General features: G+C 72.8%; 13 protein-coding genes. 8 read left to right on the forward strand and 5 right to left on the reverse strand.

Annotated elements, in window-relative coordinates; genetic code table 11:
• Nucleotides 1-49 precede the first annotated feature (49 nt).
• The 3 genes from VSH64_RS18080 to VSH64_RS18090 are packed head-to-tail and all read left to right on the forward strand — an operon-like array spanning nucleotide 50 to nucleotide 2,363.
• Nucleotides 50-1,501: a glycosyltransferase family 39 protein gene (locus VSH64_RS18080; protein WP_326836782.1), complete on the forward strand. Its 1,452-nt coding sequence runs from the start codon at nucleotides 50-52 to the stop codon at nucleotides 1,499-1,501.
• A 24-nt stretch (nucleotides 1,502-1,525) separates the two neighbouring features.
• Complete coding sequence (rnhA, locus tag VSH64_RS18085) at nucleotides 1,526-1,996, forward strand: ribonuclease HI (RefSeq protein ID WP_326836783.1); 471 nt, start codon at nucleotides 1,526-1,528, stop codon at nucleotides 1,994-1,996.
• On the forward strand, nucleotides 1,983-2,363 hold the full coding sequence (locus VSH64_RS18090; RefSeq protein ID WP_326836784.1) for a YchJ family protein: 381 nt from the start codon (nucleotides 1,983-1,985) through the stop codon (nucleotides 2,361-2,363). The genes rnhA and VSH64_RS18090 overlap by 14 nt, the downstream gene beginning before the upstream one ends.
• 108 nt (nucleotides 2,364-2,471) lie before the next feature.
• On the opposite strand, the gene VSH64_RS18095 is transcribed toward VSH64_RS18090, so the two are convergent.
• On the reverse strand, nucleotides 2,472-3,920 hold the full coding sequence (locus tag VSH64_RS18095) for a carboxylesterase/lipase family protein (protein ID WP_326836785.1): 1,449 nt from the start codon (nucleotides 3,918-3,920) through the stop codon (nucleotides 2,472-2,474).
• An 80-nt stretch (nucleotides 3,921-4,000) separates the two neighbouring features.
• Between VSH64_RS18095 and VSH64_RS18100 the strand changes: the two genes are divergently transcribed.
• Together VSH64_RS18100 and VSH64_RS18105 are read left to right on the forward strand one after the other, a co-directional pair.
• A complete protein-coding gene (locus tag VSH64_RS18100; RefSeq protein WP_326836786.1) occupies nucleotides 4,001-5,875 on the forward strand; it encodes a Na+/H+ antiporter in 1,875 nt (624 codons plus the stop codon).
• Between the two features lie 40 nt (nucleotides 5,876-5,915).
• On the forward strand, nucleotides 5,916-6,602 hold the full coding sequence (locus tag VSH64_RS18105; protein ID WP_326836787.1) for a histidine phosphatase family protein: 687 nt from the start codon (nucleotides 5,916-5,918) through the stop codon (nucleotides 6,600-6,602).
• On the opposite strand, the gene VSH64_RS18110 is transcribed toward VSH64_RS18105, so the two are convergent.
• The 3 genes from VSH64_RS18110 to VSH64_RS18120 all read right to left on the reverse strand — a co-directional run bounded on the left by VSH64_RS18110 (nucleotide 6,578) and on the right by VSH64_RS18120 (nucleotide 8,332).
• Nucleotides 6,578-7,378: an ABC transporter permease gene (locus VSH64_RS18110; RefSeq protein WP_326836788.1), complete on the reverse strand. Its 801-nt coding sequence runs from the start codon at nucleotides 7,376-7,378 to the stop codon at nucleotides 6,578-6,580. The two genes, VSH64_RS18105 and VSH64_RS18110, sit on opposite strands and share 25 nt — an antisense overlap.
• Nucleotides 7,379-7,476: 98 nt before the next feature.
• Nucleotides 7,477-7,974 (reverse strand): MmpS family transport accessory protein, encoded by a 498-nt coding sequence (locus tag VSH64_RS18115; RefSeq protein ID WP_326836789.1) that lies wholly within the window; start codon nucleotides 7,972-7,974, stop codon nucleotides 7,477-7,479.
• A 193-nt stretch (nucleotides 7,975-8,167) separates the two neighbouring features.
• Nucleotides 8,168-8,332 (reverse strand): NUDIX hydrolase, encoded by a 165-nt coding sequence (locus VSH64_RS18120; RefSeq protein WP_326836790.1) that lies wholly within the window; start codon nucleotides 8,330-8,332, stop codon nucleotides 8,168-8,170.
• A 118-nt stretch (nucleotides 8,333-8,450) separates the two neighbouring features.
• Between VSH64_RS18120 and VSH64_RS18125 the strand changes: the two genes are divergently transcribed.
• On the forward strand, nucleotides 8,451-9,122 hold the full coding sequence (locus VSH64_RS18125) for a helix-turn-helix domain-containing protein (protein WP_326836791.1): 672 nt from the start codon (nucleotides 8,451-8,453) through the stop codon (nucleotides 9,120-9,122).
• Here VSH64_RS18125 and VSH64_RS18130 read toward each other — a convergent pair.
• Nucleotides 9,110-10,603, reverse strand: coding sequence for an FGGY-family carbohydrate kinase (locus tag VSH64_RS18130; protein ID WP_326836792.1), 1,494 nt, complete (start codon nucleotides 10,601-10,603; stop codon nucleotides 9,110-9,112). The two genes, VSH64_RS18125 and VSH64_RS18130, sit on opposite strands and share 13 nt — an antisense overlap.
• Before the next feature lie 90 nt (nucleotides 10,604-10,693).
• Here VSH64_RS18130 and VSH64_RS18135 point away from each other — a divergent pair, with 90 nt between their 5' ends.
• The gene (locus VSH64_RS18135; RefSeq protein WP_326836793.1) at nucleotides 10,694-11,674 is read left to right on the forward strand and encodes a LacI family DNA-binding transcriptional regulator; all 981 of its coding nucleotides are present in this window, start codon (nucleotides 10,694-10,696) and stop codon (nucleotides 11,672-11,674) included.
• Nucleotides 11,675-12,098: 424 nt separating this feature from the next.
• The gene (locus VSH64_RS18140; RefSeq protein ID WP_326836794.1) at nucleotides 12,099-12,680 is read left to right on the forward strand and encodes a DNA-binding protein; all 582 of its coding nucleotides are present in this window, start codon (nucleotides 12,099-12,101) and stop codon (nucleotides 12,678-12,680) included.
• The last annotated feature ends 13 nt before the right edge of the window (nucleotides 12,681-12,693 follow it).

Consider the following 12,693-nt stretch of genomic DNA (forward strand, 5'->3'; position numbering starts at 1 on the left):
TGTCGATCTCGCTGCCGGGCTACCATCCGCTCTCCGGGGAGGGGGCGCCATGGGGGAAGCCGCGACCGAGACCACCGACCGGCGGACGCCGTCGTTCGCCTGGGGTGGGGTGGGGATCGTCGTGCTGGTGCAGGCCGCCGTGTTGACGGTGTTGTCCGGCGGGTACGGGTTCCACCGCGACGAGTTCTACTTCCTGGCCGCCGGGAAGCGGCTGGCGTGGGGGTATGTGGATCAGCCGCCGTTGACGCCGGCGTTGGCGAGGGTGGCGGCGGGGCTGTTCGGGGAGACGCCGGCGGGGCTGCGGGTGGTCGCGACGCTCGCCGGGGTGGCCACGGTGGTCGTGCTGGCGCTGGTGGCGCGGGAGCTCGGGGGTGGGTACGCGGCGCAGGTCGTGACGGCCGTGGTCACGGCGTTGTCCGGGTACGTGCTCGTGGTGTCGCACATGCTGTCCACCACGACGATCGACATGCTCGTGTGGTCGGTGCTCGGGCTGCTCACGGTGAAGCTGCTCAAGTCGGGCGACGGCCGGTGGTGGCTGGCCATCGGGGCGGTGACGGGTGTGGGGCTGCTGAACAAGTGGCTGGTGCCGTTGCTGCTGGTCGCGCTCGCGGTCGCGGTGGGGATCACGGGGCCGCGAAAGGTCTTCCGGACGTGGTGGCTCGCGGCGGGCGCGGTGATCGCGCTCGCGGCCGTGGCGCCGGTGCTCGTGTGGGAGGCGGGCCACGGCTGGCCGATGCTCACGTTCGCCGGGGACATCAGCGGGGACGACGACAACCGGCTGATGTTCGTGCCGCTGCAGATCGCGTACCTGTCACCCGTGCTGGTGCCCGTGTGGATCGCCGGGGCGGTGCGGCTGTGGAAGACGCCGCGGCTGCGGGCGCTGGCGCTCGCCTACCCGATCCTGTGCGTGGTCCTGCTCGCGCTGGGCGGGAAGCCGTACTACTCGCTGCCGCTGCTCATGCTGCTCACGGCGGCCGGGGTGCAGCCGGCGCTGGAGTGGTTCGGGCGGCGCAAGGCGCGGCGGTGGTGGCTGGTCGCCGCGGCGGTGGGGGCCGTGGTGTCGCTGGCGATCGGGTTGCCGGTGGTGCCGACGCAGGCGCTGGGGCCGGTGCTGGCGTTGAACAAGGAGCAGGGCGAGCAGGTCGGCTGGCCGGGGTTCGTCACAACGGTCGCCGACGCGTGGCGGCAGGTCCCCGACCCGGCCACGGCGGTGATCTTCACCAGCAACTACGGCGAAGCGGGCGCACTCGAACACGCGGGCATCACGGCGTACTCGGCCCACCTCGCCTACGGCGACTGGGGTCCGCCGCCCGACCGCCTCGACGGCGCCGTGCTGCTGGTGGGCGAGTTCGACCGGCCGGCGCGCGCGTTCACCGGCTGCCGGCAGGTGGCCGTGCAGGACACCGGCATCGACAACGACGAGCAGGGCACCCCCGTCGCCCTGTGCACCGGGACCACGGCGGGGTGGTCGACGCTCTGGCGGAGCCTCCGTCACTTCTGATGCCGCGCTCGGTAGGGTCGCTGCGTGAGCGAAGAGGCCGTGGAGATCTACACCGACGGAGCGTGCAGCGGCAACCCCGGCCCGGGCGGCTGGGGCGCCTTCCTGCGCTACGGCCGCCACGAGCGCGAGCTCTACGGCGGCGAGGACACCGTGACCACCAACAACCGCATGGAGCTGATGGCGCCGATCCGCGCGCTGGAAAGCCTCACGCGGCCCTCGGTCGTGCGGATCTACACCGACAGCACGTACGTGCGCAACGGCGTGATGCAGTGGATGCCCCGCTGGAAGAAAAACGGCTGGCAGACCGCGGCGAAGCAGCCCGTGAAGAACGCCGACCTGTGGCAGCGCCTCGACACCGCCGGCGAACGCCACGAGGTCGAGTGGCTGTGGGTCAAGGGCCACGCCGGCCTGCCCGAAAACGAGCGCGCCGACCGGCTGGCCGTGAAGGGCGCGCAGGAGTCCGCCCAGGCCGGAGTGAAGCGTGCGCGCGGCTGAGCACTGCCCCTGCGGCCTGCCCCAGCCCTACGCCGCGTGTTGCGGCCGCTTCCACGACGGCCGCCAGACCGCGCCCACCGCGGAACTGCTCATGCGCTCGCGCTACAGCGCGTTCGCCGTCGCCGACGCGGACTACCTGCTCACCACCTGGCACCCCGACACCCGCCCGAAGCGCCTTCGCCTCGACGACCGCCAGCAGTGGACCGGCCTCGACATCCTCGGCAGCACCGGCGGCGGCCTGCTGCAGAACGAGGGCACCGTCGAGTTCCGCGCGCACTACCGCGCCGGCGGCCACGACGACACGCTGCACGAGAACAGCCGCTTCGTCCGCGAAGCCGGCCAGTGGTTCTACGTCGACGCACTCTGAGGCTCAGCGCGAATCTTCACCGCCGCTGCTGCCTGGGCCCGACGAACACCGCCTGACCACCGCGCTCGCCCGAAGGCCGGTCACGGATTCCGCCTCAACTCCGGGGCCTCACAACGCATCCCACAACCGCCGCTGCTCCCCGTCCGGATCCGACACCGTCTCGCTCACGTCGTCGAACAGCCGCGTGGTGCGCGCGAACGGTTCGTACATCCCCCAGCCCGGGTCGCCGTCGGAGATGAAGCGCACCCACGTGTCGAACATCTGCGTCGCCATGGCCTGCAATCGCGCCGGGGCGGGTTTGGCGAGGGCGAAGAGGAAGCGCCAGTTCTTGTTGCCGATGTCGTCGAACACGAACGGCAGGTCGAGACCGTGCACGGCGCCGAGACCCTTGCCGCGGGGCGCGATCCGCCAGTCCAGGCGGTACATCCACGCGGTGCCGCTCGCGGCGTGCTGCGATTCCGCCAGGCGGATCGCGGGCAGCCACCAGTCCCCCGCCGTGCGCACGCGGTTGCGCAACTGGTCCTCGGGCCAGCCGGGCAGCAGCTCGCGGTAGGCGGCGATGCCGGCGGTGATGGCCTGGTCGTCGAGCATCGTGGAGCCGGTGCCGAGCAGCTTCGCGCTGCCGGTCTGCAGCCAGGAGAACAGGTCCTGCTCGTCGGCCGTCGTGCCGATCAGCAGGCGGACGTGGCGGGCCGCGCCGTCGGCGACCGCGGCGCCGGGATACGCGGGCAGCAGGTCGCCGTCCACGATCACGCGGTAGGTCACCAGCTTGCCCGAAGCGGCCGCGACCCGTTGCTGCGCCGCGAGAATCCGCTCCACCGGCAGCGTGGCGAGCTCGGCCGGGGCCACGCCGAGATCGGCCAGCACCGCCGCCGCCACGGCCTCGCCCTCGGCCGGCGTGTGCACGACCGAGCCGACGCCGGTGCCGCTCTGCACGATCGCCTGGTGGAAGAGCCCGCGCGCCCGCGGCACGGCCAGGATCGTGCCGACCGTGCGCCCGCCGTTCGACTGCCCGGCCAGCGTGATCCGCTCCGGGTCGCCGCCGAACGCGGCCGCGTTGTCGCGCACCCACCCCAGCGCCAGCACCTGGTCGTGGAGCGAGAGATTGCCCTCGGAGACGCCGGGCAGCCGCAGCATGCCGAGCACCCCGAGGCGATAGCCGACGGTGACCACCACGACACCGCGGCGCGCGTACGCCGACGCGTCGAACTGGTGCGGCGAACCCATCACGCCGCCCCCGCCGTGGATCCACACCAGCACCGGGTGCGGCCCGGGCGAGGCCGGCGCGTACACGTTCACGTGGAGGCAGTCCTCCTCGCCGGTGAAGCCGCGCCCGGTCACCTCCGGCTGCGGGGCGCGCGAGGCGAACCGCGTCGCGTCGCGGACACCGGCCCACCTCGCGACCGGCCGCGGCGGCCGGAACCGCAGCTCGCCCACCGGCGGCTCGGCGTACGGCACGCCCAGGAACCGGCCCACTCCTTCGCGCACTTCGCCACGCACCGAACCGGCACGCGTGTCCACGATGTTTCTGAAATCGGCGTTCCCCGGATCGGCCACGAAGACCAGCTTAGTGATCGCCTGGACCTCGTTTCGTGTCCCGCGAGCACGCCCGCGCGGCTTCGGGTCATGATTACCCCGTGCACATCGCGGCGGAATTGGTGGCCCTGGTCGTGACGGTAATCGTCGTCACGGTCATCGCGCGACGGCTGGACTGGTCGGCACCCCTGTGCCTGGTGGCGGTCGGCGTCGCGGCGTCGTTCGTGCCCGCCATGCCCGATTTCCACCTCGACCCCGAGGTCGTGCTGATCGGGCTGCTGCCCCCGCTGCTGTACTCGGCGTCGATCCAGACGTCGCTGGTCGCGTTCAACAAGCTGCGCGGGCCGATCCTCACGCTGTCGATCGGCCTGGTCGTGTTCACCGCGTTCGGGGTCGGTGTGGTCGCCTGGGCCGTGGTGCCGGGCCTGCCACTGGCCGCGGGCATCGCGCTCGGCGCCGTGGTCGCTCCGCCCGACGCGGTGGCCGCGAGCGTGGTCGCGCGCCGGGTCGGGATGCCGCGCAAGCTCGTCCGGCTGCTCGAAGGCGAGAGCCTCTTCAACGACGCGGCCGCGCTGGTCACGCTGCGCACGGCGATCGCGGCCGTCGCCGGCTCGATCAGCCTGTGGCAGGTCGGCCTCGACTTCCTGCTCGCGGCGGTCGGCGGCGTGGTGGTGGGCCTGCTCATCGGCGTGATCGCGACGCAGCTGCGCAAGCGGCTGGAGGAGCCGGTCACGGACACGGCCATCTCGTTCGCGGTGCCGTTCGTCGCCTACCTGGTGGCCGAGGTCGCCCACGGCTCGGGCGTGCTGGCCGTGGTGGTGTGCGGCCTGATGCTGGGCCACGAATCGCCGCGCATCCTTTCGGGCTCCACGCGGCTGGCGTCGCGGCTCAACTGGCAGACGGTGCAGTTCCTGCTGGAGAACATGGTCTTCCTGCTCATCGGCCTGCAGCTGCGCGGGATCCTCATCGACGTGTCCCAGACCGGCCTTTCGGTGTGGCTGCTGGTGGGGATCTGCGCCGCGGTGCTGGGCACGGTGATCCTCACGCGCGTGGCCTGGCTGGTCGGCATCGGCGTGTACAAGCGCATCACCGCACGGTTCACCACGAAGGCGAAGATCTGGCCGTGGCGCTACTCCACGGTGATCGCGTGGGCGGGTATGCGCGGCGTGGTCACGCTGGCCGCGGCGTTCGTGCTGCCGGCCGACACACCGCAGCGCGCCGTGCTGGTGCTGGCCGCGTTCGTGGTCGTGGCCGGCACGCTCGTGGTGCAGGGCATGACCCTGCCGCCGCTGATCCGGCGCCTGCGCCTGCCGCGCCCCGACCCGGCCGAGGACGCGCTGCAGGAAGCCGCCGTGGTCAACGACATGACCCGGGCCGCACTCGCGAAGCTCGACGAGATCACCACCCCGGACGACCCGCCGGAGATCCTCGAACGGCTGCGCGACCGGCTCACCTACCGCGCCAACTCGGCGTGGGAGCAGCTCGGCCGCCAGAGCGCACTGGCCGAGACCCCGAGTGACGCCTACCGGCGGCTGCGCCTGCAGCTGATGGAGGTGGACCGCGAGCAGTTCCTGCTGGCGCGCGACAACGGCACGGCCGACGACACCGTGCTGCGCCGAGTGCTGGCCCGGCTCGACATCGAGGAGTCGATGCTCGACCGCACCGAGGAAGCGGCGCTGGAGGTCGAGCGCGAGCTGAGCACGCCCGCGGTCACGGCGCGTTCGTGCAAGCACCTCGCGCACCCCTGGCGCGAGATCGAACCGAGCTCGCAGGACGTGTGCCTGGCCTGCATCGCCGAAGGCACCACGTGGGTGCACCTGCGCAAGTGCCTCAAGTGCGGCAACGTCGCCTGCTGCGATTCCTCCCCGCGCAAGCACGCGACGCTGCACTTCCACGACGAGCGCCACCCGGTGATGCGCAGCTTCGAACCGGGTGAGACGTGGCGTTGGTGTTTCGTCGACAAGCAGTTGGGCTGACGCCACCGGCGGGGTGCCCGGGGCCGCTAGGGTCGGGGCCATGAGCACGCCCGAGCAGGAAGTCGAATACCGCCAGCACCGGTTCACCCCACCGCCCGGGGCGACCGAGATCTTCCTGGTGCGCCACGGAGAATCCGCACCGGCGCGGATCAGCGCACCGTTCGACCTCGTCGACGGCCAGGCCGACCCCGACCTCGCGCCCGAAGGCCGCGACCACGCCCTGCGCGTGGGCGAACGGCTCGCGAACGAGCGCCTCGACGCGCTCTACGTGACCACACTGCGGCGCACGGTGCAGACCGCCGCGCCGCTCGCCGAGAAGCTCGGCCTCACCCCCGAGGTCGTGCCGGAACTGCGCGAAATCCACCTGGGTGACTGGGAAAACGGACTCTTCCGGCAGTACACCACCGAGGGCCACCCGATCGTCGACCGGCTCTGGGCCGAGCAGCGCTGGGAAGTGATCCCGGGCGCGGAGTCCGACGAGGCGTTCGGCACCCGCGTCCGCGACGCGCTCACCCGGATCGCCGCGGCGAACCCCGACCGCCGCGTCGCGGTGTTCACCCACGGCGGCGTGATCGGCGAGGTGCTCGCGCAGGCGAGCCGCGCGGTCGACCGCTTCGCGTTCCTGGGCGCCGACAACGGATCCATCTCCCACCTCGTGGTGCACGAGGACCGGTGGCTCGTGCGGCGGTTCAACGACACCGCTCACCTGGTGGCCCCGCTCGGCTGACGCGGCCACGTCCAGCTCCACCGGCGGCGTCCCGGTTCGTCGCGGCGGATGAATCCCGCCGCGACGAGCTGCACCGTCGTGAGCACGGCCACCGATTCGGCGGCCAGCAACCCGATCAGCACGAGGGCCTGGGCGATGCCGGCCTGGATCGGGCCCGCGCCGCCCAGCAGGAGCCCCACGTACGCGCCCGGCAACGTCACGAGGCCCACCGTGCGCGTCTGGTCGAGCGCCGGGATCAACGCCTGCCCGGCGCTCGGGCGGCAGATCTCCAGCGCCGCCAGGCGGGGCAGAAAACCCAGCGCCAGCGCGGCTTCGTACTCGCCGTGGCGCTGCGCCAGCTCGTCGAGCGCGCGCCGCGCCGCCTGCGAGGTGGCGGTCATCGTGCCGCCGATCACGATGCCGGCGATGGGCACGACGGTGATCGGCTTCGGCGGGACCACGCCCGAGGCCAGCACGAGGGCGAGCACGGGCGCGACACCGGAGCCCAGCGCCAGCGCGACCCACCCGACGCGGCGGGGCACCCCGATGCGCGAGGCCGACGTGAGCACGGCGATCGCGAACATCAGCAGCACGAACAGCCCGGTGAGCCAGCCGGACCGCAGGATCACCGTGATCACCACGGAGACGAGCGCGAGCTGGGCGACCGCGCGGACGGCGGCCAGCAGCACGGCGCGGCCTTGGCCGAGGCCGCCGAAGCGCATCACGCCGGCGCCCGCGAGCGTCAGCACCGCCAGCACGATCACCAGCGCGGGCCCGAACCCGATCACACCGTTCACGAGGGCGATCCTGCCCCAGTGACGGTCTCGGTGACGGTCTCGGTGGCGGTGCTTGCGGTCCGTTGCGTGAACGCGGGCCTACTCGGTCCGCGCGACGCTCACGCCGAGCAGCTCAGCTGCGCGCCCTCCCCGGACACGGACTTCTCGGCGACCACGGTGCCGTCCACGGTGATGCGACAGGTCAGCCCGCCCGGACCGGCGCTCTGCACGGCGAGGCTGGCGAACTCGGCCTCCCCCGCCGGCGCGGTGCGCTCGACGGTGGCCGACCACGGCGTGGTGACCTCGGCCTGCTGCTCGAGGCCGGCGCCGGCCGTGACGTAGGTGAGGTTGCGGGCGCCGCCGGTGCCGTCGAGGGAGTAGACGATGGTGCGGGTCACGTTCTGCACGGCCACGGGCTCGGCCTGCGCGACCTCCGTCGGGGACATCTGACCGGGTTCACCGGCCGTCGGCGCCGCCTTGGGCGTGACGTACGAGGCCACAGCGATCGCGACGGCGATCACGCCGACCACGACGACCACGCTGCCGAGCGGCTTGAGCCGGCCCGGACCACCCGCAGCCGGCGGCGATGCCGGAGGGGTCGCGGCAGGAACACTCATGGAGAGGTCTTCTCTCGTTCGAGCGCACTTCCAACGAGTACGATGCTTGCTTCTCGTCGGAACGTCACGCGGCGTTAGCCAACCGCGCAAAGTTGGTGAAACATCACCCTTTCGGGTGCCCCTGGTGCCGCTGGCCGGTGTGGTCACCACGGACGATGCCGATAACAGTGTCGTGATAACTGGTCACGCAGAGTCAGTCCGCGATCCCCTGGTCGGCCCGCATCCGCAGCACGCGTTGCCCGGTGTGCGGGCACGCAGCGGTGTCGGCGACGGCTGAATCCGGCCAGGCCACCTCGTCGCTCTCGGCCGCCGGCGCCGGCTCGCCCGGGTGTTCGGCGGGGTGACACGTCCTGCGCACGCGGCGGCCGTCGGCGAACCTTCGGCCACACCGACAGCGGCCTCCAGTGCACCCAGGCCGACGTGGCGGTCGGGGCCATGGGTCGCGTTCTGTCGTACCCGGAGGGGATGATCGGGGCGTGTACACGGAGTCGGTCGCGCCCGAGCCGGTGCGCGCCGTGGTCCGCTGCCTGTGGCAGTCGATCTCGACGGGCCCGAAGCGGATCGTGCCCGACGGCTGCGTCGACCTCGTCGCCGGCGACGGCGTGGTGTTCGTGGCGGGCCCGGACACCGCGGCCTGGTCGTCGCTCACCCCACCCGGCGTGGCCCTGCGCGGCCTGCGCTTCCACCCCGGCGCGGCGCCCGCTGTGCTCGGCGTGGCCGCCGACGAGCTCCGCGACCTGCGCCTGCCCCTGGCCGACCTGTGGGGTCACCGTGGCGCGCTCCTCACCGACGCCGTCCTCAGCGGCACCCGCACCCTCACCGACGTCGTGTCCACCGCCACCGCCGAAGCCCGCCCCGACGAGACCGTCGCCGAACTGCTCGACCACCTCCACACCGCCCCGGCCCGCGTCGGCACCCCACCCGCGGCCGTCAGCGAACGCCAGCTGCGCCGCCGGTTCACCGTCGCGGTCGGCTACGGACCCGCGACGTACCTGCGCGTGCTTCGGCTGCAGCGCGCCATCGCCCTCGCCCCGCGCGCACCCGGGCTGGCCACTCTCGCCGCGCGCGCCGGCTACGCCGACCAGGCCCACCTGTCGCGCGACTGCCGCGCCCTGACCGGCCTCACCGCGAGCACCTACTTCTCCTGAGCCGCCCGCTCCTGCTGCGCGGCGAGGAAATGCGCGATGTCCACCGTCGCGGGGTACAGGGCGCGGTACTGCGCGTGGAACTCGTCGTAGAGGTCCGCACGCGCGGGGTCGGGGTGCACGACGGTGGCGACGGGGTTCCACGTGTCGATGTCCGGCTCGAGCCCCACGGCGAACGCGGCGAGCAGCGCGTCGCCGAACGAGGCGCCGATCGTCTCCGTGGGCACGTGCTGCGAAGCGCGCGTCACGTCGCTCACGATCTGTGTCCACACGCGACCCTGGGTGCCACCGCCGACGGCGACGAGTCGGCGAGCCGAAGCGGGGCCCATGGCCGAGAGGTTGTGGCGCACGCCGTGGGCCGTGGCTTCCAGGGCGGCGCGGTAGAGGTCGGCCCGCGTGTGGGACAGCGTGAGGCCGGCGATCACGCCGCGGGCGGCCGGATCCGGCACCGGGGTCCGTTCGCCGGCGAAGTAGGGCAGCATCAGCAGCCCGCGGCTGCCGGCGGGCACCTCGCCCGCCTCGCGCACGAGGTCGGCGAACTCGCCGCCGACGAGGTCGCGCAGCCAGTCCGTGATGGCGCCGGACGTGGCCATGCCCGCGGCCAGCGAGTAGGTGCCCGGGAACGCGCCGCGTGTGGCCCACAGGCCCGGTACCGGGTGCGGCTCGGCGGCGGTCTGCACGAGGAACATCGTGGTGCCGTACATGAGCATCGTGTCGCCGGGTGCGCGCACGCCGGCGCTCGCGGCCTCGGCCCACGCGTCGACCGTGCCGCAGGTGACGGGCAGCCCGGCGGGCAGGCCGGTTTGCGCGGCCGCGGCGGCGGTGACCGTGCCGACGACCTCGGTCGGCCACGCCAGCCGCGGCAGCTCGACGCCCGGTGCGACCAGCCGGAACCAGTCCTCGGCCCAGGCGCCGGCGCGCAGGTCGTACATCGGGTCGCACTGGCTCGCCGAGTGGTGGTCGAGCACGTACTCGTCGGTCAGCCGCAGCACGAGGTACGAGCTCGCCATGAGGAACAGCTCGGCTCGCTCGGCCACCTCCGGCTCGTGCCGGAACAGCCAGCGCCACTTCGGCCCCACGGCCTGGCTCGACAGCGCGCTGCCGCTGCGCTCCACAATGGACTCCGCGCCCAGCGACGCGGTCAGCTCGGCGATCTCGTCGGCCGCGCGCGTGTCCACGCCGTAGAGGATCGCGGGGCGCAGGGGCCGGCCCGCCGCGTCGGCCGGCAGCAGCACCGGCCCGATGCCGCTCACGGCCAGCCCGGCGAGCGGGCGGTCGCCCGCCGCCTCTGTCAACGTCCGGGCCAGCGCGGTGAAGTCGGCCCACCACACCGTTTCGGCGTCGTGCTCGAACCAGCCGGGCCGCGGCCGGGAGGTGGTGTGCGGGCGCGCGGCGCGCGCCAGTATCGTGCCGTCGACATCGACCAGGACGCCTTTGGAACTGGCCGTGCCGATGTCGATGCCGAGCAGCAGGCCCGGATCCACCGTGCCTCCCCCGATGCGAACGGTAAACGATTACTCGGGACGCTATTCTTCGGGGGACGAGGGTGTCAAGCACGGCCGGAGGAGGTCACGGTGGCCACGATCAGCGACGTCGCCGCGCGCGCCGGCGTCTCCACCGCCACGGTGTCCCGGGCCCTCAACGGCAAGTCCACTGTGGACCCCGAGCTCGCCGCGCGGGTGGTCGCGGCCGCCGAGGAGCTGGGCTACCACCCCAACGGCCTGGCCCGGAACCTGCGCCGCCAGGAGACGGCCGTGCTGGCGCTGATCATCTCCGACGTCGAGAACCCGTTCTTCACGGCGATCGCGCGCGGGGTCGAGGACCTCGCGCAGGTGTCGGGCTACTCGGTGGTGCTGTGCAACTCCGACGAGAACGAGGACAAGGAACGCCGCTACATCGATGTGGCACTGCAGGAACGCGTCGCCGGCGTCGTACTCTCCCCCACCGGCCGCTCCACCAACGTCGACCGCCTGCGCCGCCAGGGCACGCCCGTGGTCGCCGTGGACCGGCCGCTCACCGGCGGCCCGGACGGTGACCAGGTCCTCGTGGACACCCGCCGCGCCGCCCTCGACGCCACCCGCCACCTCGTGGCTGGCGGCTACCGGCGCATCGGCTGCCTCAGCGGCCCCGCCGGCGTCCGCACGGCCGACGACCGCCTCGCCGGTTACCTCGACGCCGTCGGCGAGGAGAACGCCGTGTTCCGCCGCGCCGAATACCGCGCCGAGGGCGCCCGCGTGGCCGCGACCGAGCTGCTCGAGCTCCCCGACCCGCCCGACGCGCTGCTCGTCGCCAACAGCACGATGACCATCGGCGTGCTGGAAGCCCTCACGAGCCGCGGCCTGCGCCCGGGCCGCGACGTCGGCATCGTCTCCTTCGACGACGCCCCCTGGACCACGCTGATCGACCCGCCGCTCACGGTCGTGGCTCAGCCCGCCTACGAAGTCGGCCGCGTCGCCGCGCAGCTCCTGCTCGCCCGCATCACCGACGGCACCCGTCGCCCCACCACCACGACGCTGGAAGCCCGGCTGATCGAACGGCAGAGCTCGCGCCGCTGACGCGGTTCACCGCCAGTTCCGGAAATTCTCCGGCACGCGATTCCGCTCGTCTTGCGAATCAGCGCGAGAAACCCGGACGGACACCCGATCGACCCCGGAAAAACGACGTGCCTGGTGGGCCGGCCAGTACCGGTCCACCAGGCACGTCCCACCCCCTGTCCCCCCAGCACCGGTGACCCGAAGGCCGCCGGAGCCCGCAACAGCACGAGGCGGGAAATCGATTACCAATCGAACGTAAAGGCGCCGTCGCGGAGTGTCAAGGGCACGAAAGCCTGGACACCGCCACCACCCGCCGGGCAGACTGACCCGAAATCGCCTACGCCTCGTGTCGGTTTCTGTGCGGTGCGTGTCGATCTCTGGTGAATTCACCCACAGATCCGGTGATGAACCGCACGAACCCGCACACGCAGGCTAGTCTGGGCGCATGTCAGTCGCGCTGGAGAACGTGCTCGCCAAAGCGGGGCTCAAGGCCGACGCCACGGAGTTCCTCACGCTCGTGGAGGACGCGGCCCGCCGGCTGTCGCCACCGAACCCCGACCCGTCGCACTACTTCTCGCCCGACCAGCAGGCCGCGCTGGCCGACGTGGGGCTCGACCTCACGCCGCGGGGCGACGACGAGCCCGACTTCCGCGCGCGCACCGTGGCCGCCCACGCCGTGCTCGCCGATTCGGCGCTCACCGTCACCCAGGCCGCGAAGGCGCTGAAGATCGACGACAGCCGCATCCGCCACCGCCTCAAGGAAGGCCGGCTCACGGGCTGGAAGGACCAGGGCTGGCGGCTGCCGTCCTGGCAGTTCAACGGCTCCGGCGTGCTGCCCGGCCTCGAGGTGGTGCTGCGCGCGGCGCCGGCCGACCAGCCCGCGCTCGTGGTCGCTGCGTTCATGAACACCCCGCAGGACGACCTGGTGATCAGCGACCGCCCCGCCACGCCCCGGCAGTGGCTCCTCTCGGGTGGTGATCCCGAGCAGGTCGCGCGCCTCGTCGCCACGCTCGGCTCGCCGTTCTAGGCTGAGCCCGACG

Origin of the sequence: Amycolatopsis rhabdoformis (genome assembly GCF_035918295.1) — a bacterium.
Lineage (GTDB): Bacteria > Actinomycetota > Actinomycetes > Mycobacteriales > Pseudonocardiaceae > Amycolatopsis > Amycolatopsis rhabdoformis.